General features: G+C 38.9%; 24 protein-coding genes and 1 pseudogene. 20 read left to right on the forward strand and 5 right to left on the reverse strand.

Annotated elements, in window-relative coordinates; translation table 11 throughout:
• Positions 1 to 26: 26 nt before the first annotated feature.
• The 9 genes from ACMUMJ_RS12365 to ACMUMJ_RS12405 all read left to right on the forward strand — a co-directional run bounded on the left by ACMUMJ_RS12365 (position 27) and on the right by ACMUMJ_RS12405 (position 9,254).
• On the forward strand, positions 27 to 1,175 hold the full coding sequence (locus tag ACMUMJ_RS12365; protein WP_414679156.1) for a D-alanyl-D-alanine carboxypeptidase family protein: 1,149 nt from the start codon (positions 27 to 29) through the stop codon (positions 1,173 to 1,175).
• Between the two features lie 37 nt (positions 1,176 to 1,212).
• The gene (locus tag ACMUMJ_RS12370) at positions 1,213 to 1,527 is read left to right on the forward strand and encodes a YbeD family protein (protein ID WP_414679157.1); all 315 of its coding nucleotides are present in this window, start codon (positions 1,213 to 1,215) and stop codon (positions 1,525 to 1,527) included.
• Positions 1,527 to 2,171, forward strand: a complete 645-nt coding sequence (lipB, locus tag ACMUMJ_RS12375; protein WP_414679159.1) for a lipoyl(octanoyl) transferase LipB — start codon at positions 1,527 to 1,529, stop codon at positions 2,169 to 2,171. The genes ACMUMJ_RS12370 and lipB overlap by 1 nt, the downstream gene beginning before the upstream one ends.
• A 1-nt stretch (position 2,172) precedes the next feature.
• Positions 2,173 to 3,132 (forward strand): lipoyl synthase, encoded by a 960-nt coding sequence (gene lipA, locus ACMUMJ_RS12380; RefSeq protein ID WP_414679160.1) that lies wholly within the window; start codon positions 2,173 to 2,175, stop codon positions 3,130 to 3,132.
• Positions 3,133 to 3,269: 137 nt separating this feature from the next.
• A complete protein-coding gene (gene speE / locus ACMUMJ_RS12385; protein ID WP_414679161.1) occupies positions 3,270 to 4,121 on the forward strand; it encodes a polyamine aminopropyltransferase in 852 nt (283 codons plus the stop codon).
• A 124-nt stretch (positions 4,122 to 4,245) separates the two neighbouring features.
• A complete protein-coding gene (gene speA / locus ACMUMJ_RS12390) occupies positions 4,246 to 6,141 on the forward strand; it encodes a biosynthetic arginine decarboxylase (RefSeq protein ID WP_414679162.1) in 1,896 nt (631 codons plus the stop codon).
• Positions 6,142 to 6,163: 22 nt separating this feature from the next.
• A complete protein-coding gene (locus ACMUMJ_RS12395; protein ID WP_414679163.1) occupies positions 6,164 to 7,207 on the forward strand; it encodes an agmatine deiminase family protein in 1,044 nt (347 codons plus the stop codon).
• Between the two features lie 2 nt (positions 7,208 to 7,209).
• Complete coding sequence (gene aguB / locus ACMUMJ_RS12400; protein ID WP_414679164.1) at positions 7,210 to 8,100, forward strand: N-carbamoylputrescine amidase; 891 nt, start codon at positions 7,210 to 7,212, stop codon at positions 8,098 to 8,100.
• A gap of 266 nt (positions 8,101 to 8,366) precedes the next feature.
• A complete protein-coding gene (locus ACMUMJ_RS12405) occupies positions 8,367 to 9,254 on the forward strand; it encodes a GNAT family N-acetyltransferase (protein WP_414679165.1) in 888 nt (295 codons plus the stop codon).
• Positions 9,255 to 9,267: 13 nt separating this feature from the next.
• Here ACMUMJ_RS12405 and ACMUMJ_RS12410 read toward each other — a convergent pair whose 3' ends face one another.
• Positions 9,268 to 9,990 (reverse strand): cupin domain-containing protein, encoded by a 723-nt coding sequence (locus tag ACMUMJ_RS12410; RefSeq protein ID WP_414679166.1) that lies wholly within the window; start codon positions 9,988 to 9,990, stop codon positions 9,268 to 9,270.
• 160 nt (positions 9,991 to 10,150) lie between these two features.
• Between ACMUMJ_RS12410 and parC the strand changes: the two genes are divergently transcribed.
• Complete coding sequence (gene parC, locus ACMUMJ_RS12415) at positions 10,151 to 12,436, forward strand: DNA topoisomerase IV subunit A (RefSeq protein ID WP_414679167.1); 2,286 nt, start codon at positions 10,151 to 10,153, stop codon at positions 12,434 to 12,436.
• 104 nt (positions 12,437 to 12,540) lie between these two features.
• Here the strand turns inward: parC and ACMUMJ_RS12420 are convergent, their stop codons facing one another.
• From ACMUMJ_RS12420 to ACMUMJ_RS12430, 3 genes are all read right to left on the reverse strand, one after another.
• Positions 12,541 to 13,179, reverse strand: coding sequence for a DsbA family oxidoreductase (locus tag ACMUMJ_RS12420; RefSeq protein ID WP_414679168.1), 639 nt, complete (start codon positions 13,177 to 13,179; stop codon positions 12,541 to 12,543).
• Positions 13,180 to 13,295: 116 nt separating this feature from the next.
• On the reverse strand, positions 13,296 to 13,979 hold the full coding sequence (locus ACMUMJ_RS12425; RefSeq protein WP_414679169.1) for a DNA-3-methyladenine glycosylase I: 684 nt from the start codon (positions 13,977 to 13,979) through the stop codon (positions 13,296 to 13,298).
• Between the two features lie 72 nt (positions 13,980 to 14,051).
• A complete protein-coding gene (locus ACMUMJ_RS12430; RefSeq protein ID WP_414679170.1) occupies positions 14,052 to 14,891 on the reverse strand; it encodes an alpha/beta fold hydrolase in 840 nt (279 codons plus the stop codon).
• 199 nt (positions 14,892 to 15,090) lie between these two features.
• Between ACMUMJ_RS12430 and ACMUMJ_RS12435 the strand changes: the two genes are divergently transcribed.
• From ACMUMJ_RS12435 to ACMUMJ_RS12455, 5 genes are all read left to right on the forward strand, one after another.
• On the forward strand, positions 15,091 to 15,819 hold the full coding sequence (locus tag ACMUMJ_RS12435) for a pyridoxine 5'-phosphate synthase (protein WP_414679171.1): 729 nt from the start codon (positions 15,091 to 15,093) through the stop codon (positions 15,817 to 15,819).
• Between the two features lie 24 nt (positions 15,820 to 15,843).
• Positions 15,844 to 16,422 carry a DTW domain-containing protein gene (locus tag ACMUMJ_RS12440; protein ID WP_414679172.1) on the forward strand — a complete coding sequence of 193 codons (579 nt, stop codon included), beginning with the start codon at positions 15,844 to 15,846 and terminating at the stop codon, positions 16,420 to 16,422.
• Between the two features lie 51 nt (positions 16,423 to 16,473).
• Positions 16,474 to 16,764, forward strand: coding sequence for a DUF1244 domain-containing protein (locus ACMUMJ_RS12445; RefSeq protein ID WP_414679173.1), 291 nt, complete (start codon positions 16,474 to 16,476; stop codon positions 16,762 to 16,764).
• Between the two features lie 80 nt (positions 16,765 to 16,844).
• Positions 16,845 to 17,447 carry a transglutaminase-like cysteine peptidase gene (locus ACMUMJ_RS12450; protein ID WP_414679181.1) on the forward strand — a complete coding sequence of 201 codons (603 nt, stop codon included), beginning with the start codon at positions 16,845 to 16,847 and terminating at the stop codon, positions 17,445 to 17,447.
• Between the two features lie 14 nt (positions 17,448 to 17,461).
• Complete coding sequence (locus ACMUMJ_RS12455; protein ID WP_414679174.1) at positions 17,462 to 19,411, forward strand: bifunctional diguanylate cyclase/phosphodiesterase; 1,950 nt, start codon at positions 17,462 to 17,464, stop codon at positions 19,409 to 19,411.
• Positions 19,412 to 19,469: 58 nt separating this feature from the next.
• Here the strand turns inward: ACMUMJ_RS12455 and ACMUMJ_RS12460 are convergent, their stop codons facing one another.
• The gene (locus tag ACMUMJ_RS12460; protein ID WP_414679175.1) at positions 19,470 to 19,826 is read right to left on the reverse strand and encodes a hypothetical protein; all 357 of its coding nucleotides are present in this window, start codon (positions 19,824 to 19,826) and stop codon (positions 19,470 to 19,472) included.
• Between the two features lie 233 nt (positions 19,827 to 20,059).
• Here ACMUMJ_RS12460 and ACMUMJ_RS12465 point away from each other — a divergent pair, with 233 nt between their 5' ends.
• The 5 genes and pseudogenes from ACMUMJ_RS12465 to ACMUMJ_RS12485 form a co-directional block, all read left to right on the forward strand.
• Positions 20,060 to 22,240, forward strand: coding sequence for a type I secretion system permease/ATPase (locus ACMUMJ_RS12465; protein ID WP_414679182.1), 2,181 nt, complete (start codon positions 20,060 to 20,062; stop codon positions 22,238 to 22,240).
• 1 nt (position 22,241) lies between these two features.
• Complete coding sequence (locus ACMUMJ_RS12470) at positions 22,242 to 23,576, forward strand: HlyD family type I secretion periplasmic adaptor subunit (protein WP_414679176.1); 1,335 nt, start codon at positions 22,242 to 22,244, stop codon at positions 23,574 to 23,576.
• A gap of 106 nt (positions 23,577 to 23,682) precedes the next feature.
• On the forward strand, positions 23,683 to 24,333 hold the full coding sequence (locus ACMUMJ_RS12475; protein ID WP_414679177.1) for a response regulator transcription factor: 651 nt from the start codon (positions 23,683 to 23,685) through the stop codon (positions 24,331 to 24,333).
• A 195-nt stretch (positions 24,334 to 24,528) separates the two neighbouring features.
• Entirely contained in the window at positions 24,529 to 24,714 is a 186-nt protein-coding gene (locus tag ACMUMJ_RS12480) for a hypothetical protein (protein ID WP_414679178.1), read from the forward strand.
• A 357-nt stretch (positions 24,715 to 25,071) separates the two neighbouring features.
• Positions 25,072 to 25,167: pseudogene (locus ACMUMJ_RS12485) on the forward strand (IS30 family transposase); the annotation flags it as partial.
• Between the last annotated feature and the right edge of the window lie 123 nt (positions 25,168 to 25,290).

Here is a 25,290-nt window from a genome sequence, read left to right on the forward strand (position 1 = left end):
TTTTCATTAAAAGATTTAAGCTGGTTATGAAATATTTAATTATACTTTTTACTGCTCTGTTGAGTTTGTACTCATTAACAGCAAGTGCTGCACCGTCTCTTATTCCTGCTCCACCTCAATTATCTGCAAGTAGCTACATTCTGATGGATGCATATACTGGTGATGTATTAGTTGAGCATAATTCACAGCAAGAGCTTCCTCCTGCAAGCTTAACGAAGCTGATGACAGCGTACATTGTTGAATATGAATTGGCGCGAGGTAATGTTTCCCTTAACGATAAGGTTAATATCAGTGAAAAAGCATGGCGTATGGAAGGCTCTCGTATGTTTATTAGAGAGGGGACACAAGTCTCTCTAGAGGACTTAATGAGAGGCATTGTGATTCAGTCAGGTAATGATGCCAGTGTTGCGGTAGCTGAACATGTGGCGGGCAGTGAATCGGCTTTTGCGGACTTAATGAATCAGCACGCACAGATTCTTGGAATGAAAAACAGTAATTTTGTGAATTCTACGGGTTTTCCTGCTGAAGGGCACGTATCAAGTGCCCATGACTTAGCGTTACTTTCAAGAGCCAAGATTCTTCAATTTCCTGATAATTACTCAATGTATTCAGAAAAGTATTTCACGTATAACAAAATCAAACAGCCTAATCGTAATAAACTGCTATGGAGAGATTCGACAGTTGATGGTTTGAAAACCGGCCATACAGAAGAAGCAGGATTCTGTTTAGCCGCGTCAGCTGTTCGTAACGGTACTCGATTAATTACCGTTGTGATGGGAACAAATAGTAGTGAAGCAAGAGCGACGGAAACTCAAAAATTACTCAACTATGGCTTCAGATATTTTGAGACACGTAAGCTGTATAGTCGTGGTCAGGTTGTTAATGAGACAAAAGTATGGGGCGGTGCTGGCGAATCAGTAAAAATTGGTTTTGCTGAAGACGTGCTTGTTACGATTCCTCGTCAGCAAACCGATGCGTTACCAGCAACTCTAGACTTAGAGCCTGTTATCGAAGCTCCGATAGCTGTTGGTGATGTTTTAGGAACAATTATTGTTGGTACGGAAGATAATGTTCTTTTGAAGAGAGAAGTCGTTGCTTTGGAGTCTGTAGAAGAAGGGGGCTTATTTAAACGTTTGTTAGATAAGATCAAACTTTTCTTCATGAATTTATTCTGATCCCTAATATTTTTAATAATTTAGTAAAGTAGATTTTATGGCATTAATTACTAAAAATGGTGATGTCGCCAAGGATAAAGACACATCAAAAGATGCACCGAAGATAATCTTTCCGTGTGAAAACTATATGGTGAAAGTCGTTGCACTTGAAAGTGAAGCGATCTTGATGACTATTTTGGATGTATTTAAAAAACATGCACCTGAAATAGACGAGAAAAACATCGGTATAAACCGATCAAGTAAAGGTAAGTTTATTAGTTTTACTTTTCGTATTGTTGCTGTCAATGAAGCACAGCTAGCTGGACTTCATAAAGATTTAGTCGCTATTGCTGACATTAAGATGGTTATGTAATGCAAAGCCCTCTTATTTGTCGTGATCTTGGCGTGGTGGATTACCAAGAATCATGGGAGAAAATGAAGTCTTTTACTCAGCTTCGAGATGCGAGTTATGCCGATGAGGTCTGGCTATTGCAACACCCTTGTGTATTTACACAAGGTCAAGCTGGAAAGGCGGAACACTTACTCGCCCCAGGAGACATTCCTGTTATTCCTGTCGATCGAGGTGGGCAGGTTACTTATCATGGGCCCGGACAGCTGATTGCATATGTTTTAATTGATTTGAAACGTTCCAAATTGGGTGTTAGAGAACTGGTCACTGTTCTAGAAAATACGGTGATTCAAACTCTTAGTGAAAATAACATTCATTCATACGCAAAAGCCGATGCACCGGGGGTTTATGTTGAAGAAAGAAAAATATCGTCTCTTGGTTTAAGAGTCAGAAGAGGTTGCTCTTTTCATGGGCTTGCATTAAATGTAGATATGGACCTGTCTCCGTTTGATCGAATAAACCCTTGTGGTTACAAAGGGTTAGAAATGATTGATATGGTGCGTTTGAACCCAAGCGTTACTTATGAAAAAGTTGTTATTCAGTTGGCAAATCAGCTATCTGAATTACTCGGTCACAAACATCCGACTATCCAAAAAGGGTGGAATTAACATGGCAACAGAAGTAAAACGCGTCATTAAAGGGGAAAAACTCCGTGGCGCTGAAAAAATGGCCCGTATTCCAGTTAAGGTCATTCCTACTGAAGAGATACCTCGTAAACCAGACTGGTTGCGAGTCAGAATGCCTGCATCACCAGAAATAGCGCGTATTAAAAAAACATTACGAGATCATAATCTTTCATCTGTGTGTGAAGAAGCAAATTGTCCAAACTTAGGGGAATGCTTTAGTAATGGTACGGCTACCTTTATGATTATGGGTGATATTTGTACTCGACGTTGTCCGTTTTGTGATGTTGCTCATGGTCGGCCGAATGCATTGAATCAAGATGAAGCAAGGGAATTAGGTGCAGCGATTCGTGATATGAAGCTTAAATATGTGGTTATTACGTCTGTTGATCGTGATGATTTACGTGATGGTGGTGCGCAGCATTTTGTTGATTGTATTATCGAAACACGTAAAGAAAGCCCATCGATTGAAATCGAAACGCTTGTTCCTGACTTTCGTGGTCGTATGGACGTTGCATTAGACATACTTCAAATTGCACCACCTGATGTATTTAATCATAATTTAGAGTCTATTCCGCGCTTGTATCGTCAAGTACGTCCAGGCTCTGATTATCAGTGGTCTCTTGATTTGTTGAAAAAATTTAAAGAGCGTTGCCCTGATGTTCCAACTAAATCTGGTTTAATGGTTGGTATGGGTGAAGAGTTTGATGAAATTGTAGACGTTATGAAAGATCTGCGTTCGCACGGTGTTGATATGTTAACGATTGGTCAATACTTGCAGCCTTCAAAACATCATTTCCCTATGGCTCGATTTGTTCCACCAGCAGAATTTGAGCGTTATGAAGAAGTTGCACAAGAACTTGGTTTCAAGCATGCCGCTTGTGGGCCTTTAGTTAGATCTTCTTACCATGCCGATAAACAGGCTCATGGTGAGCGTGTTTCATAACTTTAGTGCAGTTGTATAATATGAACGAGAAGGAGCGTTTGCTTCTTCTCGTTTTGTTTGTTTGAAGAGTAATGAAATTCATATAAAAAGCCATTACTGTAAACCAAACAGTGTTTGGGTATTCGGAGATTAGACACATGACAAATAAAAGAGTATTAGCAGAAACTTTGCATGCAGGTTATGGGCAGAGTTTTGAAGTTGATAATGTTTTTTTTGAATTAGATACGGATCATCAGCACCTTGTGATTTTTGAAAATAAACAATTCGGTCGTATTATGGCATTAGACGGCGTGATTCAGACGACAGAAAGAGATGAGTTTGTGTATCATGAAATGATGGCTCATGTGTCTATGTTTGCTCATGGCAAAGCGAAAAAAGTGTTGATCATTGGTGGTGGTGATGGTGGAATGCTGCGTGAAGTGTTACGTCATTCCAGTGTTGAGCAAGTGACTCAAGTTGAAATCGATCAAGCTGTGGTAGATATGTGTATCAAGTATTTACCTAATCATTCAGCAGGTGCTTATGATCATCCTAAGGCGAACGTTGTTATTGCTGACGGTGTTGATTTTGTTAATGAAACAAATGAAAAATACGATGTAATTATTTCGGACTGTACTGATCCAATTGGTCCTGGTGAAGTATTATTTAGCTCTCGTTTCTATGAGGGTTGTAAACGCTGTTTAAATGATGGTGGTGTGTTTGTTGCGCAAAATGGCGTAAGTTTCATGCAGTTAGATGAAGTGACGACAACATCTCAACGTTTACAACCTTACTTCCAAGACGTTCATTTCTATTCAGCAGCGGTGCCTACATACGTTGGTGGTATTATGACGTTTGCATGGGCAACGGATAATGAGGCGCTTCGTCAATTAACATCTACAGAGTTAAGAGCGCGCTTTGAAGTGTCTGGCATTAAAACTCGCTTCTATACTCCAGAATTGCATCAAGCGGCGTTCTCGTTACCTCAATATGTTTTGGATGCATTTTAACTCATTGTAGTTAAATTAATTCTACTTATATACCTCTAGTCTTTAAACGTTAAGACTAGGGGTTTTTTATCATTAAGAGATGGTTTTTATAACCGTTTTTTTATTTCTAGATTAAGGAGGCCATATGTCAAAGTGGTCTGTGAAAGACTCTATTGATTTGTATAATGTGGATCATTGGAGTGCAGGTTTTTTCTCGATAAATGAAAAAGGTCGGGCTGTAGCTTTACCTGATAGAGAAAGAAAAGTTGACCTGACTGAGCTTTCTAAAGCTCTGAAAGAGAAGAATATTCCTTTACCTACTTTGGTGCGTTTTCCGAATATACTACATTCTAGAATTGAAAAAATAACAGACTCTTTTCAGGATGCTATTCAGCATTATAAGTATCAAGGTCAGTATTCCATTGTTTACCCTATAAAAGTAAATCAACAACGTCGTGTAGTGGAAGAAATTACCAAGTGTCAGCCAGATCACCCTCTTTCTGTAGGACTAGAAGCGGGTAGTAAACCTGAATTGATGGCGGTTCTTGCTATGCATCAAAGCCCAAGTGGGATTATTGTATGCAATGGTTATAAGGATAAAGAGTTTATTCATCTTGCTTTGATGGCGGAAAAAATGGGCCATAAAGTCTTTCTTGTGGTTGAGAAGCTACATGAACTTGATTTGATTCTAAAAGAAGCGAAAAAAATTCGTATAAAGCCGAGGATTGGTATTCGAATTCGTTTGGCATCAACTTGTTCTACCCATTGGGGAAACAGTGGTGGTGAAAAATCAAAGTTTGGTTTGACGACTTCTCAATTAATGAGAGCGATTGATCGATTACGTGAGTTAGAAATGATCGATTGTTTAGAATTAATCCACTTCCATCTTGGTTCACAAATTACCCGTATTCGTGATATTCAAAATAGCTTAAAGGAGTGTGCTCGTTATTACTCTGAGCTGCATCAAATGAATGTGCCTATTAAGTGGGTTGATGTTGGTGGTGGTCTTGGTGTTGATTACGAAGGAACACGTTCGCAAAGCGCTTACTCTGCTAACTACAGTATCAGTGAATATGCCAACAACGTTGTTTTTGCGTTTCATAATATTTGTGAGCAACAGGATTTACCTCATCCTAATCTGATATCCGAATCGGGAAGAGCGGTTACTGCGCATCACGCAATGATGATTGCCAATGTATTTTCGTCAGGTGCAGAGTTATTAACCGTCAGTCAACCCGATGAAGGCAGTCAGCTGGAAATTCTTCGCTTATGGGATGTGCTCAAAGTGTTGGAGGCCGGTGGTAAAGACAAACGTTCTTTGGTTGAACTTTATCACGATCTTTCGGATGACTTTAATGATGCTTTATCTTTGTATACTCATGGGCAACTAAACCTTGAACAAAGAGCGTTAGCAGAAAATCTATTTTTGGCATCGTGCCGTTTATTGCTTCCAAGACTGGATAATCGTAATCGTGGGCATAGAGCGGTAATTGATGAGCTAAATGAAAGGCTAGCTGAAAAACTATTTGTAAACTTATCTGTTTTCCAATCTATGCCTGATGCATGGGGCATAGATCAAGTTTTCCCTGTAATACCTTTACAAGGGCTGGATCAAAAACCTTCTTTCAGAGGCAAAATTCAAGATGTTACTTGCGATTCTGATGGGTGTTTGTATCGTTATGTTGATGGGCAAGGTTTAGAGAGTTCGTTACCTTTACCGCCACCACCACCAGAAAATGAAGATTATTTAATGGGCTTTTTCTTAGTGGGTGCTTATCAAGAAACATTAGGGGATTTGCATAACTTATTTGGTGATACAAGCTCTGTGGATGTTTACTTAACGGACGATGGTTTTCAGATTGATCATGTGCTAATGGGAGACAGTGTTCAAGATGTGTTGCGATACGTTAGTTATAATGACCATGAACTTATAAAACGATATGTGGAAAAAATTCAGTCCAGTGAGCTTGATTCTCAGAATCAGGAGCAGTTTTTGGCTACATGTGAAAAAGTGCTGAAAGGCTACACTTACTTAATTTGATCGTTAATCGGGTATTGTTGTTATGAATTCTTTTAGAATGCCTGCGGAATGGGAGCAACACGCAAGAACCTGGGTCATTTGGCCTTGTCGTGATGTTATATGGGAAGGTCAGGTAGCGTTGGCGAAACAAAGTTATGAGGATGTTATTCGAGCTGTTGCTCGCTATGAGCCTGTTTGCGTTATTGTTAAGCCAGCGTTGTTAGAAGAGGTATCAGCACGCTTAGTTGATGTTGCGTCCAATGTCTCTATTTTTGTCAAAGAGGTTGATGATTCTTGGGCAAGGGATGTCATGCCTTTTTTTGCGATTAATAAAGACGGCAGCCTAAGAGCAATAGAATGGCAATTTAACGCATGGGGGGAAAAGTTCTCTCCTTATACCTACGATCAGGAAATTTCACAGCATGTTATTCAGCATTTAAAATCAAACTCTGACATTTCAACATCGACATCAATTGATATGATTTTAGAAGGGGGGAGTGTTCATTTTGATGGTGAGGGAACAGTGTTAACGACTAAGCAGTGCTTGCTCAATAAGAACAGAAACCCTCACTTATCTCAAAGCGATATTGAGAGTGTTCTGAAAAAACACTTTTCTGTTGAGTGTGTTGTTTGGCTTGAAGATGGTCTATTCGGCGATGTTGATACGGATGGGCATGTGGATGTGATTGCTGCATTTGCAAGTCCTGGTACGATTATAACGATGTCTACGGATGATGTTGCTCATCCAAACTATGCCATATACGCAAAAAATAAAGACATCCTTGAGAACACATTAGATGCAAGGGGGAGGCCGTTTAAGATTGTTGAGATTCCTCAGCCTACAACGCAAGTATGGAACGATGCGCCACTGCCTCTGTCTTATGTCAATTTCTATATTACGAATGGTGCCGTGATAGTACCTGTTTTTGATGATGAGAATGATGAGCTTGCGCTTACTGTTTTTAGGCGTACTTTTCCGAATCATGACATTGTACCTGTCTACGCATTGCCTATTTTTAGAGGTGGGGGCGGTATTCATTGTATAACGATGCAGCAGCCAGCTTTAACGAAACAATTGGAGGAATAAATATGGATTCTTTTGTTACCGTCGCATGCATTCAAATGTCTGTCGGTGAAAATAAGGCGGATAACCTGAGTAAAGCAGAAAGCAAAGTCCGAGAAGCAGCGTTAAATGGTGCGAACATTGTTTTGTTGCAAGAATTGTTTTCGGGGTTTTATTTTTGTATAGATCAAAAGCCTGAGTTTTTTGATTGGGCGGAATCGCTTAAAGAAAGTAGTGTTGTGGCGAAAATGTCTTTACTTGCTAAAGAATTAAATATTGTGTTGCCTGTTAGCTTTTTTGAACGAGACGGACAAACATTTTATAACTCATTAGTGGTGATAGATGCCGATGGAGCTGTATTGGATTTATATCGAAAGACTCATATTCCAGACGGTCCTGGTTATCAAGAGAAATATTATTTCACGCCAGGAAATACTGGCACTAAGGTGTGGGATACAAAATTTGGCCGAATTGGATGTGGCATTTGCTGGGATCAATGGTTTCCAGAATTAGCTCGCTCTTTAGCTCTGAATGGAGCAGAATTGATTTTCTACCCAACGGCAATTGGATCAGAGCCACCATACCCAGATATGGACAGCAAAGATCATTGGCAGCGTACTATGCAAGGGCATGCTGCAGCAAATATGACGCCGGTGATTGCGGCGAATCGAATCGGTAAGGAATATGGGGACGACAGTTTCATTGAATTCTATGGGTCATCGTTTATGACGAATGAAACAGGTGAAAAAATCGCTGAAGCAAGCCGTACAGAAGAAACGATTTTGTATGCCACATACGACCTTAAAGCGATTCGACACGAAAGGCGTGCTTTTGGTTTATTTAGGGATAGACGTCCTGAGCATTATTCGGCCATCGTGTCTGGTGCGGGTCAAACTTGGGAGAAATACACATTTTAAAAAGCTCGCATACTGTATACGGGCTAATGGTTTCATTTGAAATACTGTCAAAAGAGGGGGAAAGACAGTAGGGGTCTGAAGCTCAGTATATTGAATGATTACAATGGTATTTAGTTAGGGAGAGTGCGTTGATCTGCTCTTCTGTAATCAATGTAAAAAAGCAAAAAACATAGCGCCCCATAGATTTAATTTATATCAATCTAATAAATATAGACCATTTATGTATAAAATGAGTCTGTTTTTATTTTCTAATTTGGAAATATGCAGTGACGATATATAACGAAAAACCACCACTTCCTTATTATGCTGTTATTTTTACGAGTAAATTACTCCTTAATGATGTCGTGTATAGCGTTCTATTAGATAAAATGATGGACATGGCTTCAACTCAAGAGGGCTTTCTAGGCGTCGAATATGCATCGGATGATATTCAAATCTTAATCTCTTATTGGGAAGATGTAGAAAGTATCAAGCGATGGAAAGAGCACACTTTTCATGATCGAGTTCAAAGCATGAGTAAAGAGCTTTGGTATGAAGCTTACGATGTAAAAGTGGTAAAAGTTGAAAGGGAATATGGCTTTACTAATGCAGGTGATGATTTATTTAAGAAGCATTTCCCTAAAATTGAGACTAAGAGAGGCTCTTTAATGCTGCTTGAAGAAAAGCATGCGTCTTTGTTGCATCAATATGTAAATGAAAATAAAGACTTCTTTGCTCCTTGGGAACCTCAAAGACATGAAAACTATTACAGTTTAGAGACAGCTAAATTAAGAGTTAAAGAGATTCGTAAGGATTTTCTTCGTGATAATAGCCTTGTTCTCTGCCTTTTAGACAAAGAAGAAACAGAAATACTGGCTTACAGTAATTATTCTTCTATTGTACGGGGCGCTTTTCAGGCATGTTATCTAGGTTACAGCGTAAGTGAAAAATACCAAGGCCAAGGGATAATGAAAGAAACCCTAGAAGCGGGTATTCAATACGTTAATGAGGTAATGACGATAGACCGTATAATGGCAAACTACATGCCACGTAATGAAAAGAGTGCGGCTGTGCTAGAGTCACTAAAATTCGAAAGAGAAGGTGTGGCGAGGAACTATTTAAAAATTGCTGGAGTATGGGAAGACCATATTATGACAGCGCTAGTGTTAAGATAATAAGTGTTTAAACTCATGCTTTGTTTGGTTTGCTAATCACTAATACACAATCTTTTGTCATTCTTGGCGTATAGAAATTTAATATCTGTGCTGAATGATCATTATTGTTGATAATGCTGTGTTTGTGCTTTGGTGAGATCAGTACGCTCTGTTTGGGTTCTAGAGTGCTTTCTTGATCTTTATTTTTGACTTGGATTGTATCGGTTAAACTAACCAAAAATTGCTTAGTAAATCGATGGTAATGTATGAGTTCTTGATGTTTTTTTGGTAGTAATTCTATCTCTATTTTTACCTTTGGATGATCAGATAAGACCCAGCGAGTACTGTCTGGGTTTGATTCAAGTTTTATGGCTGTTCCTGTAGATTGCACCCTCATAAATTCAGTAAAAAGTGAGTCGTGTTGACATTCCTCAGTGACCAGTAGTAAACATTCAAAACGGCCGCTAATAGGGACGAGTTTATGAATGGTTTCAGCCTCTAGCCATACACCTTGATTTACTTTAACCGAACACTCTTGAGTACTGTTTTGGATAAACGCCTGGCCGTCTAATGCAAATAAATAACAATCTGTGGAAAAATGATAGAAGCGTTGCTGAATTTCATTTTGGAAAAAATATTCTTGATAGACTTTCATTGTGTCGCTATGAAGCAGTAAAGATTTTAAACCATTTTTATCAATCGTATTCATTTTTCTAGGAGACGAATATGGCAGAATCTCTGTATCAAAAAGTGACATGAGTAAGATAGTTCCAAATAATGCAAATAGCATCTCATTGAATCATGTTGTTTAGCAGAAATTCAATAATTTAGTGTTTTTAAATGTTATTAAACGTTGCAGGCGTCCATCTGCATTCTTTATAGTATGTGCATAAAGAAAATTATAAAGGGATAAGTCCTTGACTGAGTTGCAGAATTTTGAAGAAAACGAAACACTTTCATTACGTGATTATACTGAAAAAGCGTATTTGAATTATTCCATGTACGTGATTTTAGACCGTGCATTACCTCATATAGGTGATGGTCTTAAACCCGTTCAAAGGCGTATTGTCTATGCTATGAGCGAGCTGGGTTTAAAAGCATCTGCGAAATACAAGAAATCCGCTAGAACAGTAGGGGATGTACTGGGTAAATTTCATCCTCATGGCGACAGTGCTTGTTATGAAGCCATGGTCTTAATGGCGCAGCCCTTTTCTTATCGTTATCCTCTTGTTGATGGACAAGGTAACTGGGGTGCTCCAGACGATCCAAAATCGTTTGCTGCGATGCGTTATACCGAATCTCGTCTTTCAAAGTACTCTGATATTTTGCTTAAAGAAGTGTCTCAGGGAACGGTTGATTGGGTCCCTAATTTTGATGGCACATTGAATGAACCCTCTGTATTGCCTGCTAGACTTCCAAACCTTTTATTAAATGGTACGACTGGGATTGCTGTAGGTATGGCAACGGATATTCCTCCTCATAACTTGCGTGAGGTAGGGCAAGCGTGCGTTCATTTGCTAAACCATCCCAAAGCAGAATTGGATGATTTATTAGAGTTTGTTAATGGTCCGGATTTTCCGACAGGGGGGGAGTTAACAACATCACGAACGGATTTGAAAAAATTATACGAAACTGGCAAAGGACAGATTAAAGCAAGGGCTCGTTATTCTTTAGAAGAAGGAGAGGTAGTTATTCATGAATTACCTCATCAAGTTTCTGGAAACAAAATACTTGAGCAAATTGCCGCGCAGATGCAAGCTAAAAAACTGCCAATGATTGTGGATCTAAAAGATGAATCAGACCATGAAAATCCAACTCGTCTGGTCATTGTTCCTAAATCTAGTCGAGTCGATATTGATGCGGTTATGGCGCATTTATTTGCGACAACCGATCTCGAGCGTTCTTATCGTGTCAATATGAATGTCATTGGCTTGGATGGTTTGCCTCAGGTAAAAGGGTTAAAAGCATTTTTGCTTGAATGGTTACGTTTTCGGATTAATGTGGTTCGCCGTCGTCTGCAGTTCCGGTTGGATAAGGTGAATAATCGTCTGCATATTTTAGAAGGTTTATTGGTTGCCTTTCTAAACATAGACGAAGTCATTGAAATCATCCGTACAGAAGAAAAGCCAAAACCAGTTTTAATCGAGCGTTTTTCATTATCGGATACACAAGCAGAGGCCATATTAGAGCTAAAACTTCGTCATCTTGCTAAGTTAGAAGAGATGCGCATTCGTGGTGAGCAAGACGAACTTGAAAAAGAAAGAAAGAAATTGGAAAGCTTGCTCGCATCTGATAGCAAATTGAAAAAGCTTATAGTGAAAGAAATAGAAGAAGCGATTGAGTTGCATGGTGATGATAGACGAACACCTATTGTCGCTCGTAAAGAGTCTCAAGCGTTCACAGAAGAAGATTTGTTGTCGAATGACCCTATAACGGTCGTTTTATCAAAACAAGGCTGGATACGTGCAGCGAAAGGCCATGATATTGATGTGACTGGGTTGAGCTTCAAATCGGGTGATGAGTTTCTATTGGCCACAAAAGGGCGGTCTAATCAAACCTTAGTGTTAGTGGCGTCTAATGGAAGAACCTATTCGATTAAAGCACATTTGCTGCCTTCAGCACGAGGTCAGGGAGAGCCTATTACTGGTCGTATTAGCTTAGAGAAAGACGTTCATATTGTTTCTGCCATATTAGATACGGATGATTCCTTTTATCTACTGTCGAGTGATGCTGGGTATGGTTTTATTGCCCGTCTTGGTGATTTACATGCAAAAAACAAAGCAGGGAAAGCGTCACTGACGTTGCCAGCTAGCGCTCATGTTGTTCCTCCTGTTAACGTGTCTTCACCCGAAAAAAGCGATATTGTTGTTGTTTCTAATGAAGGTAGAATGTTGGTGTTTAAGGCTGGTTCTTTACCGCAAATGTCTAAAGGAAAGGGGAATAAAATGTTAAGCATTCCTGCATCAAGAGCCGCTACACGAGAAGAATTTGTGCAAACGGTAGTGAGTGTTCTGGATGGTGACCTTTTATTAGCTCATTCAGGGAAGCGGTTTCTATCGATGACAGCAAAAGATTTAGAAGAATATCGAGGAGAAAGGGGGAGGCGAGGCTTAAAACTACCAAGAGGATTTCAGAGAGTGGATCAATTTGAGGTGCGTTTAGGCGAAGGCAAAAGTGCGCAATCGAATTCAGATCTAGCTTAGAGTGAACGGTGCGATCAAATGGAGGGAGCTCATTTTATCGCAGTGTTATAGGTTTAGAGTAAATTATAGGCTATAGGCCCTTACAGAATCATTAGGCCATCACACTATTTGTTTTTGGCTATGTCTGTTAAGACTTTAAAAAATGAATCGGGTGTATGTGCGCCATGTATGATGAATTTATCATCAATCACATAGGTTGGAGCAGATACAATATCTACTTCTTGGAAACGTTTAATTTTCTTTTCAATAATGATTTTTGATTTTTCTGTAAAAGCTTCTTCAATATCTTCACTTTTCATACCGATATTTTGAGCGATGTCTTGTAGAACATCCACATCACCGATATTTCTACCGTCTGTAAAATAAGCGTGGTATAACTCAAGTGCAAGCTGAGTTCCAAGAGCTCGTTGATTGGCTATCATCACCAATCTATGGGCTAAGAAGGTATTGGGTAGAATGTCTTTATCGGTAAAGTTAAACTGAATACCTTCTTCTATCCCTATTTGTTGTAAAGCATGTGTTGCTTCAGTGAGTTTTTCAAGGCTATCGAACTTTTTCGACAGATAAGCCTCTCTTTCAGCACCTTGAGAATTAATGTCAGGGTGGAGTTCAAATGGCTGCCATTTAATGTCAAAACGATAATCATCTCCAAGCTGATCGGTAGCTTGCTTTAAGCGGCGGTAGCCCAGATAACTCCAAGGGCAAACAAAGTCAGAAATTATATCGATGCGAAAATCGGCCATCAAGTGCTCCATAAACGAGGGTTTTCATTAGAATGACTTCTATAGTTAGGGTAATTACCTGAAAATCAAGGTGGTGTTTTTTTGTGATTAAGAGATTCTTTGTGATTGTTACTTGATTACGTATTTACACTATAGGCAACATACTGACTTATTTGACAATAAGGTAGACCACTTTCTTCATGCCAAAAATTGAAAGCGTCTTGGGCGGCGTTTAATGCAGCTTGAGTATCTCGGCCTGTTGTAATGATTTTTCTGTTTCGTAGATAACCTTCTACGTCCTTAGTAAGTAAAAATGTGTCCTTGCCCATTACTCGAAGTGAATAAGGGCCTGTATTGCCTCCCAGTCGTTTTCCATGCTTTTTAAGGTATCTCCATAAATTGACAATATCAGACTCTGGCCAATCCGCGACCATTTTTGAAAAAGAACCATGCTGTTGCTGAGCTTCAAGCATCATCAGTGCATTGTCTCTAATCGTTAGTACCTTGCCTAAATTGCGTATGATGCGAGTGTCTTTAGCTTTTTCTTCCCACATTTCATCGGCAATAAGCGTCATTTTTTCAATGTCAAAACCAAAGAAAACATCTTCAAAACCATCCCATTTATTTCGAACCACTTGCCAATTAATGCCCGATTGAAATACCTTTTTGGTCATTTCTGCTAGCCATCGATTATCGACAACCCTATAGAGTGTTTCTTTATCAAGAGGTTGGGGGAGAGTGCTTTGTAGAAAAGCAGAGCCATTATGCCGTGCGGATGCCCGGTTATAGATGTCTTCAAAAGATTCGTATTTAATCGTCATTAGTACTACTTATTTGCCTCTTACATTCAATATGAAAGACGTGGTAAGCATGCCGTCCCTCTACTGTAATCATTAGTGAAATGAGCCAATGGCTGTTTTGACGTCATCAGAATGCGTTAAATTGATTATGTGGCTTGCGCCTTCTAGCCACACTACTTTTATGTTAGGAAACAGTGACTCTGCAAAGGCCGCATTTTGAGGTCGTACAAGGTCATCGTCTGTACCCTGTAGCACCATTATTGGTATTGATAGCTGACGAAACTCTTCCTGAAGTTGAGCAAGCTCAGGTCGTAATTCAAGAACTTCTTGATTTGAGTTATACCAAAATTCCGGTATCCATTGTTTTGGAAATAAATCTAATGCGTAATTAAACCATCGAGCTTCAGCTAATTCAGGGCCAATATCTCCTGCTAGAATTAACACTCCTTTTATATACTCAGGATAATCAACCGCTATTTTCGGCACGAGAGAGCCACCTAATGAATGACCAATTATGAGTATTTTTTGATTGCCATTATTACGCCAAATATCTTTTAGAATGGGCCCAAGTAGAGAGGACTGAACAGACAGTCTTTTTGGGAAATCGCCATCTGGATAAGAGGATGAACCCCAACCAGGTCGATCAAGAGAATTAATATGATAATCCAAGGTCAGTTGTTCATCTTCGAAATATCGAGAAAAAGATCCCCAGTCTCCCGGTGTGCCGTGAATAAATAAGATACTGGGGTTGTGTGTATTGCCATTGCTTACATAATGTAGCTGATAATCGTTTTCTTGAAGGGTATGTTGTACTAACAGATTAGGTGTTGTCGCAACACGTTTCGTTATCTCAGCGTTTTTATCAAGTTCTTGTTTCTGTCCTGAACAGGCGACCATTGCAAACGAAACAACAAATAATATCCAAACTTTCATAGCGAAACCTGTTTCCTAATGATCATGACGTTCGCGAAGTAAGATAACGGTTAATATCAAAAATTCAACAAAGTTTACGATATATAAACATTTATTCTAACAATGGATTGAATTAATTTGCACTGACATGTGAAGAAAGCGCTTAAAGTTGTGTCCGACATTACTTTATACTACAGAAAAATTTTTGAGAGATATTGTCATGACACACTTAAGTGTAAATTTGAATAAAATTGGTTTGTTACGTAATTCTCGCGGCCGTGATTATCCTAATATGGAATCTATGGCGGAGCGTGTGTTATCTCTTGGGGCATTTGGCCTAACCATTCACCCTCGTCCGGATCAGCGTCATGCGACATATCAAGATGCTCACGATTTAAAAAGCGTATTGAGCCGTTTTCCAGGCAGAGAGCTGAATATTGAAGGTTTTCCTGAAGAAAATTTTCTAAATGTGGTTTTAGAAGTTGTGCCAGATCAATGTACATTGGTCCCAGATGATCCAAATCAGCTAACATCTGATCACGGCTGGAATCTAGGGCGAGACCAAGATGCTTTAAAGCCTATTATTGCAAAATTAAAAGATAAAGGTATTCGAGTTGTTCTGTTTATGGATCCTGACCCTGAAAGTATGGTGTTAGCAAAGGATATTGGTGCCGATAGAGTGGAGCTTTACACAGAAGCTTATGCAAATGCGTATTCCACTGAATCATCCGCAGCGGTATTGGAACAATATGAATTAGCGGCTAAAGCGGCTATAAATGTTGGTTTAGGCGTAAATGCTGGGCACGATCTTGACCTAATTAATGTCGGTGCTCTGTGTGAAAAAGGGTTGATTACAGAGGTTTCTATTGGCCATGCTTTGACGGTTGAGGCATTGGATCTTGGTTGGGATACGGTGGTAAAAGCGTATTTGGATATTTTGAAGAAATAGACTAGATTAGAGACGTTCATCAGAATGCCAAGACGGATATGTGAGACATGTAATTACCTAATACAGAGCTGCGTTTGTGATTTGATACCCAGTGTGCAAACAGCTCTTAATGTGATAATTTTTCAAGACCCGAATGAAGCGAATCATTCGAAAAATTCGGTTAAGTTATTAAAATTAGCATTGCCGCCAATCAGAGTCGTTTCGGTGAAAACAATTGATGACATATTGGACGTATTAAAGCCATTGGATTTGACTAAATGGTGTTTGATCTACCCATCAGAGTATTCCAAGGCAATAGAAGAGATGACACCTATTGAACAGAAGCATATTGAGGGTGTGATATTAATCGATGCGACTTGGCGAAAAGCGTTTGCTATGTATCATTCTTGCCAGGAATTTTTAAGGGTTCCCACAAAACGGTTTTTGACCCCGCCCAAAGGGCGTTATTTGATTCGAAAAACGTATAAAGAAAATGCGCTCTCTACTTTTGAGGCCTGTGTATATACTTTGGAATGTGTTGAGAAGGTTGATTTATCGATAATGAAAACATTTTTTATTCAAGCTCAGCGATGGCAATGGAGAAAAATGCCACATATACAGTAAACATATGTGTATTGAACGCATAATAATTTTAAATTAGTAGTGGATGAAGTAATGTCAGATAAGCAAAATGAAATAGAAGCGGCAGTATTACGGCGTTTATTAGCGCATTTAGACAGTCGTAAAGACGTTCAAAATATTGAACTGATGAACCTTGCTGATTTTTGTCGTAATTGCTTGAGTAAGTGGTATATGGCGGAATCGAATGAGCGTGGAGTAAATATGGACTATGATAAAGCGCGAGAGTTTGTTTATGGTGAGCCGTATAATGACTGGAAAGAGAAGTATCAGTTGAAAGCAACGCCAGAGCAATTGGCTGAATTTGAAAAGAAAAATGGAAAGTAGTTTGTATGGCATTTTATGGTACATTGTTTTAAATGATTATTAGATGCGTTCTTGTAATCGTTTTTTCTGCCTTTATTTTGATGGCAGGGCTTCTTATCGCAGACAGTTCAGACAAATACACTCAATTAGCAAAAAAAGTGGCCCGTAAATATGGGCCTGATGCAGAAAAAAGAATTGTTGCATGGCGTAAAGTGGTTGATGGCGTTCAAAATGGTACGGATTTGGAAAAATTGATCTCAGTGAACAACTTCTTCAATCAAATGGATTTTGTTAACGACATAGACCACTGGGGGAAAGAAGATTATTGGGCGACGCCCATTGAGTTTTTAGGTACTCGGGGTGGTGACTGTGAAGACTTTACAATAGCAAAGTACTTTTCATTGAGAGAACTGGGTGTTCCAGATGAGAAACTTCGTCTCGTTTATGTTAAAGCGTTAAAATTAAATCAACATCATATGGTATTGGCCTATTATCATAAACCAACCGCGATACCTGTTTTGCTTGATAACCTAGATAAAACGTTAAAGCCTGCAAGCAAAAGAAGAGATTTACTTCCAATATATTCTTTTAATGCAAAAAATCTTTGGTTATCGAAGGAGAAGGGTCGAGGTGTATTGGTAGGCGGGTCGTCACGACTAAGTTTGTGGACCGATTTAAACAGTCGACTTACTGCATTTAATTAAATTGGAGAGAAGAAATGACGCTTTTTAAGCAGTTGATGATAACGATTATAGCCATATTTTCTTTAATGCTAGTCGTTGTGATGGGGATCAATTTTAACACTACTAAAGAGTATCTCGTAAATCAGCTTGAATCGACTACGCAAGATTCGGCAACGTCTCTTAGTATGTCCATTTCTGGCTTCATGGGAATGGAAGATTATGTGTCCGTTGAAAGTAGTGTAAACGCTGTTTTTGACAGCGGTTATTTTTCCGAAGTAAAAGTGCATGTATATGATACTGATGGTTATGTATCCAGAACAAATCCGACTCAAATTGAAGGTGTACCTGCATGGTTTATTTCTGCCATTGAGTTTGATGAGCCTGTTGCCAGTGCCGTAATTTCAAATGGTTGGAGCGAATTAGGTCAAGTCTATGTGACTGGTAGTGCAGGATATGGTTATTATCAACTGTGGTTAGCCACACGTGATTTAGTGCTTTCCTTTTTGGCGATTGGTATTTTAACTGTTGGTATCGGTATGATTGCCTTACGTCAAATATTTAAACCGCTAGCTGCAGTAGAAGCTCAGGCTGAAGCCATTCAACAAAGAAAGTTTGTAAAAATGGATTATGTTCCAAAAACAAGGGAACTTAGATCCGTTGTTCTTTCTATGAATCGTATGGCTGAAAAGTTGGAAAAAGAATTCGCAGCAGAAGCTGAGACAGCTCAATGGTTGCAGGCAAAAGCCTTTAAAGATCCTGTGAGTGGTCTGGGCAATCGTAATTTCTACGAAAGCCAAGCTACCGCGCACTTTGACGATGCAGATCGCACAATGGATGGTCTGATTTTAATCAGTTTGTCAGATTTAGCGAAACTCAATAATGAGCGAGGGTACGAAGCGGCGGATACTTTTATAAAAAGTGCAGCCGATATTTTGATGAACAGTATCAAGGGAACCGTTTCTTCCACTATTGTTGCTCGACTCTCTGGTGCTGATTTTGTGATTTTAATGTCGCACATTGATTTAGAGCGTTTAGAGAGTGTTGTCGCCAACATCATGACAGAAATGAAAGATTTGGTGTCTACCTGTGTTGCTTACTCCGAGTCAGTAGCCAGTATTGGCGGCGTTTTACTGGACGCTAAATCAGACAAGTTTAAAGCTATGGCGCAAGCAGATGCTGCCCTTCGAGCTGCAAAAAGTATGGGGGTCAACGGAGTAAAAGTTTTTGATATTGATACGGGTCAAAATATGGCGATTGGCCGTCTAGCATGGAAAAATATGCTTGAGTTTGCCATTGAAAATAAATCATTCAAGTTACGAAAACAAAGTGTTGCAGAGCTATTGAATCAAGACCATATATTGCAACAAGAAGTTTTTGCCAGTCTTGAGTATGAAGGGCAGCAATACCATGCGGGATACTTTATCGGGTTGGCTGAACAGTTCGATTTAGGAGAAAAGCTTGACCAAGTTATTATTAATTTGATTGTTGATTATATAAAAAAACAGAATCCTCAAATACCTTTAACAATCAACTTGTCCGCATCTGCGTATGTAAAACCGGCATTTATCGCATGGCTTGATTTGCTTTTGTCCGACATTTCTCAGGAAACGAAAGCAATGATGTCGTTTGAGGTTTCGGAACAAAGTGTATTATCAACGGAGGATCATGCTTTATTATTGTCACAAGTGTTTAAGCGACATAAGGTAACATTTGGTATTGATAATGTAGGTAAGCAATTCTCAGCCTTTCAGTATCTACAAAACTTGATGCCAGATTACGTAAAAGTAGATCCATCTTATACGAAGTTGGCAGTCGGTAAAGAGTCGGAATCTTTCTTTATGCATACGTTATGTAAAATGTTTAATAGTTTAAACATACAAGTGATTGCGACTGGTGTAGAAAGTCACAAACAGTTAGAGATTCTACAAAGATTTGATATTTATGGTGCCCAAGGCTTTATACTAGGTCGTGCCGAAGATATGTGAGAGACTAAAAAATAGCCTCTTTTCGTTGCTAAAAGCATTATATAAGGGGCTGTTTTTTTTAAATAAAAAAGTCACTGTCATCGCTAGATATCTCATTGATGAGTGTTTCGTCATTAGACGCATTTAACCCACGGACCCACTTTCTACTTAGTAATTTTTTCTGTGCTGCAATAGGCAGCTCAGTAAATTGGATTAAGCGCTTTTGAGATAGTAAATCAATTAAATCCTCAAGAACCCTCATCATTTCAGAATCTGAATTCGTTAACATCCCCAGAGCTTCAGTATTGCTTATTTTTGCTTCTAATATCTCAGCGACGTTTGGGTCATTGGGTGCAACCAGTTTGCTATATTCATCATTTTGTTCAGTTGAGACGTCAATAATAGTACCTTGCTGATCTATCTTTGCATATAACATGACTAATTCCTTGATATAAATGTAGTAACCAATTGTAACAGAGTTGTTCAATGAATCTAAGAAGTATTATTGTATGATACCTCTGATTAACATTCTAAAATAACTTGTATGATTTTTGATAATCGAGTGAATTAAATTAAGAGAGATATGACATGTCACAGTCCGAAAAGATGAGCACCGAATCAGCTAGTGATCCCAAAGAAAGACATGACACCTTAGATAATAGCTCAACGATGGGGCAATCCAACGAACAACAATCACAAAAGGAATGGTCTCTTAATGGTGCAAATTTAGATTACCCTAATCCATTGCTAGATTGTTTGGTATTAGTCAGTAAATATTTTGGCAATCCCTATACCGCAGATGCAATAAGAACAGGTTTGCCAATAACGGATGATTTATTAACGCCAGAAATGTTTCAAAGGGCGTCGAAAAAAATAGGCATTGTATCTCGCTTTGTAAAACGATCGTTTGGAAAAATTCCGTCAATGGCTTTGCCCGTCGTTTTATTGCTAGATGATCAACAAGCGTGTGTGCTACTTGAGATAGATAAGAAAACGCTTCTTGCTAAAGTGTTTCGACCAGAATCAGGTGAGGGCGAGGTTGTTATCAGCCTTGCAGAATTAAGAGAGCTATACAGTGGATACTGCTTTTTTGTACGCCCACAATATCGTTTTGATAAACGGTCTGAAGAAAAAGCAGATCAAGAAGCCGCTAAAAAGCACTGGTTTTGGGGCACGATTACTCAATCATGGAGAATTTATCGTGATGTCTTATTTGCTTCTTTATTAATTAATATATTTGCTGTAGCCAGCCCTCTTTTTGTTATGAACGTGTACGATCGTGTCGTTCCCAATAATGCTTTTGATACGTTATGGGTATTGTCTATTGGCGCTTCAGTTGTTTATGGCTTCGATTTCTTATTGAGAACTTTGAGAGCCTACTTTATAGACATAGCAGGCAAAAAGTCTGAAATCCTAATCTCTTCAACGATTTTCTCAAAAGTAAATCATATTAATATGGCATCTCGACCTAAATCAGTCGGTGCTTTTGCAAAGAATCTTCAAGAGTTTGAGAGCATTCGGGAATTTATAACGTCTGCGAGTATTACAACTCTTGTTGATATCCCTTTCATGTTTTTGATCGTTGCTGTGATTTGGTTAATTGGTGGCCCTGTTGCATATATTCCCCTGATTGCGATTGCTTTAATTGTGTCATACAGCTTGATAATACAAATTCCGTTAAAACGCTCTATTACTGAAAGCTCAAAAACTGCGTCTCAAAAGCATGCTGTGCTGATAGAAAGCTTGTTTAACGCGGAAAGTGTTAAGCTGAACAATGCAGAAGGTATTTTTCAGAAACAGTGGGAAGATGCCGTGGGTAACATTGCCGATTGGGGGGTGAAAACGCGCCAACTGGCTCAGTCTTGTTCCAATTTTGCTATGGTTGTTCAACAACTGACTACGGTTGTCATGGTTATCATTGGTGTGTATCAAATTTCTGAAAGAGAAATGAGTATGGGCGCATTGATTGCTGCCGTTATGCTAACAGGCAGAGCACTTGGCCCAATGGCTCAAGTCGCAGGTTTAGCGACGAAATATAATCAAGCAAAAACGGCATTTATTGCGTTGCAGGAAATTATGTCATCACCCGTAGAACGTCCTGATGGGGTTAAGTATGTTCACCGTTCGAGTTTCAATGGCGAATTTCAATTTGACTCGGTTAACTTTTCTTATCCTGATGAAGAACAAACGGCAATTAACAATATAAGTTTTACAATTCGTAAAGGTGAGAAAATCGGCATTATTGGACGAATTGGCTCAGGTAAATCTACTTTAGGGAAGTTGATGACGGGTTTATATCATCCTTCAGAAGGGGCTGTGAGGATTGATGGTGTGGATTTACGACAAATTAACCCAACGGATTTAAGGCGTAATGTAGGGGCGGTTTCGCAAGATATTTCATTATTTTATGGCTCAATAAAAGATAATATTGTTTTAGGTGCTCCCTATGTTGAAGATGAGGCCATTATTAAGGCGGCTGAATTGTCTGGGGTCGCCGAGTTTGCTAATCGAAAACCGAGCGGTTTAGACAGCTCTGTAGGTGAAAAAGGAGCATCTTTATCAGGAGGTCAAAGGCAGAGCGTTGCGCTTGCTCGAGCATTGCTGTTTGATCCGCCAATTTTGATATTGGATGAACCCACAGCATCAATGGATAACACAACAGAAACACGAATGAAGCGTCGTTTGAATGACTCCGTAAAAGATAAAACACTAATATTAATTACTCACAAAGCGTCCATGCTCGATATGGTTGATCGTTTAATTGTAATGGATAATGGTCGTTTAATTGCGGATGGCCCGAAAGAACAGGTTCATGAGGCTCTTCGTCAAGGTAAATTGAAGGTAAGTTAATATGAGTGATCAATCGGTTAAAATAAAACAGGGCGACCTTGACTATCTATCCAATAGGAATGCTGCTTTTTTGCTTCGCTCTCCAAGAGGAGGGAGAATAATTTTATGGTGTATTTTTATTTTTGTTGTCTGTGGTCTCGTATGGGCAAATTACACTGTTTTGGATGAGGTGACGGTAGGAGAAGGAAAAGTAATACCATCTAGTCAAATTCAGGTCGTTCAAAACTTGGAAGGTGGTATTTTAAAAGCAATACATATTAAAGTTGGTCAAACGGTAGAGAAGAATCAATTGTTAATGACCATTGAAAATACGGAAGCGCTTTCTTCATTTCGAGAGCAGCAAGTGGAGTTCACTAGTTTATCTGTGCGTGCTGCTCGGCTTTTAGCGGAAGCGACTGGGACGAAACCCCAATTTGATCAAGAAACGAGTGTTAATTTTCCGAATGTTGTAAGAAGAGAGTTGTCACTTTATGAAAATAGGTTGGCATCACTGAAAGCCCATCAAGTTGTTTTTGATCAACAAGTTCTACAAAAAGAGCAAGAAATCATAGAGTTAGAAGCCAAGTTAGATACTCTTAGGGCAGGGTTTGAGTTAGCAAAAGAAGAGTTAATACTGACTAGACCTGCTTTTGAACAGGGGGCTGTTTCAAGAGTTGAATTGTTACAACTAGAGCGTCAAGTTAACCAGATGGAAGGTGATATGAAGGCTACGCTCCTTGCTTTACCAAGAGCAAAGTCGTCTTTAGTCGAAGCGAAAACAAAGCTTCTTGAGAGTGACGCCGAATATCGTGCAGAGGCTCAAGAAGACTTAACGGAGGTTCGAAGTAAACTTGATCAACTTACCGAGGTGAATGTTTCTCTAGCTGATAAAGTTCAAAGGACTCAAGTTCGCTCTCAAGTAAAAGGCATTGTGAAGCAATTACAAATTACGACGGTCGGTGGTGTGATTAAGCCTGGCCAAAGTTTAATGGAAATTGTCCCATTAGAAGATTCTCTTTTAATTGAATCAAAGGTTAGACCTGAAGACATTGGTTTTATTAATCAGGGATTGACGGCTGTTGTTAAGTTATCGGCGTATGATTTTGCTATTTATGGTGGTTTGAACGGTAAAGTTGAGAATATAACGGCTGATACTATTCTGGATGAGGAAGGCAATAGCTTTTACATTGTTAGAGTGAGAACGGATAAGAGCTTTTTAGGAACAGATGAATCACCGCTTCCAATCATTCCAGGAATGCAAGCGACGGTCGACGTGATAACAGGTAAGAAAAGCTTGCTGGACTATTTACTTAAACCGATATTGAAAGCGCAACAAAATGCATTAAGAGAACGATAATTACAAGAAAAGTGGATGTTTTAAGAGGCTTTTACGAAAGATTACAGCATCTACTTATGTTGTTTGTAATAATCATTAATTATCACTTTGTTTGTTGAGGACTGTTTTGAAGATACTTTGTTGGAATACGAATGAATCTGTTTGGGCTCATTGGTTAAAAGTGGCACCGTCAGAAAACACACTATTAAGAGTGTTATCTTTAGATGAACTTAAAGCGCTTATAGAGGTTAATAATTCAGAGCAAATAGAATATTGTTTTATATACTTGAGTGACCAAGACTTTTCGGCAATGGTCGAATATTCTGTGGATATTAGACGAGAGTTTCCCAATCTAAAGATCATTGTTTTCCCAAATCGGCCAAGTCAGAGTGCGGCATTAAGAATGTTGTCTCAAGGTATTAATGGTCAATGTAGCCCTTATATAGGCGCCAAACAGTTAAAAATGGTGTTATCTGTTATAGATATGGGTGAAATCTGGAGTGGCAAAGCGTTTATTAATAATTTAATTGCAGCAAATCCAATGCAGGCAGATACAGATGAAATAGAGTCAGAAGACTCTTTAAATACATTATCCAAAAAAGAAATTGAAGTTGCATTCCACATTGCGAAAGGGCTGAACAATAAACAAATAGCCTCCGAAATGTTAATATCAGATCGTACAGTGAAATCTCACATTACGAATATTTTTAGGAAAACAAATACAAAAGACAGATTAGGTTTGGCTCTTTTGGTGCAAAAATCAAACTCTACGCATTAATACAATGCGCAGAGTGTGGCTCGTTTTTGATTCTTGTACGCCGAACTCAATACTTAGTTCTCATTTTCTGTTTATAAAATAGACAAAAAATGTTGTTTTCCTATACACATATCTTCTTTTTCAACCTCTCTATTGGTTGTCTGTAAACGGCGCGTAATTTGCTTAATGATACTTTTATTTTAGGCAATTTGTACAATGGATTCTATTTCCCCTAAGCTTAGTCTTATTGTGATGCTTGTAGACAATGAGTCCGCACGAGCGTCAATTGTTGAGCAGGTTATGCTTGATAATGTCTATAAAGTAATTAGAAAATTAATAAATACACAACACTTAACAAAAGCAATCCAAGAAAGCCTTCCTGATATTTATTGTGATTATTGATATTGAATCCCATGATCGAGACATGTTGGAAAATAGGTTGTTCCTAACAAAAAAATTCTCGTCCCATTGTGATGTTTACTGAAGAAAATGATTCATCGTCTATGGAGGCGCCATACGAGCTGGGGTTAGTGCTTATGTTGTTGATGGGATGCAACCAACGAGAGTAAAGCCCATTTTGCAAGTAGCCATTGCACGTTTTAGAGAGTTCCAGGTACTTCGAAAAGAGTTATAAACCGTAAAAACTCAGCTAGAGCGGGGATTCATATAATAAGTGCGACACTCATGGATAAGTTGAGGTGAGTGGCCAATTGCTGATAGTGGTAAGTTTCTCATCACCAAAATCAAAGCTAATTTACTATGAACTACCAACAGTTGACCGAAGGGCAAAGATACCAAATCTCAGCTCTTTATACAGAAAACCATTCACCAAAACGCATTGCTGAAAAGATAGGGGGTAAGCGTACGGCAAACCACACCTTGTTTCTATCTTAGAGCTTAATATTCCAAGGCAGCAGGTCTTCTAGGCTGTCCTCTGTATTGCGCTTCGGAAGTTCTTCAAATAATTTCACTAGATAT

This window comes from Marinomonas phycocola (assembly GCF_047525455.1).
Taxonomy (GTDB): Bacteria; Pseudomonadota; Gammaproteobacteria; order Pseudomonadales; family Marinomonadaceae; genus Marinomonas.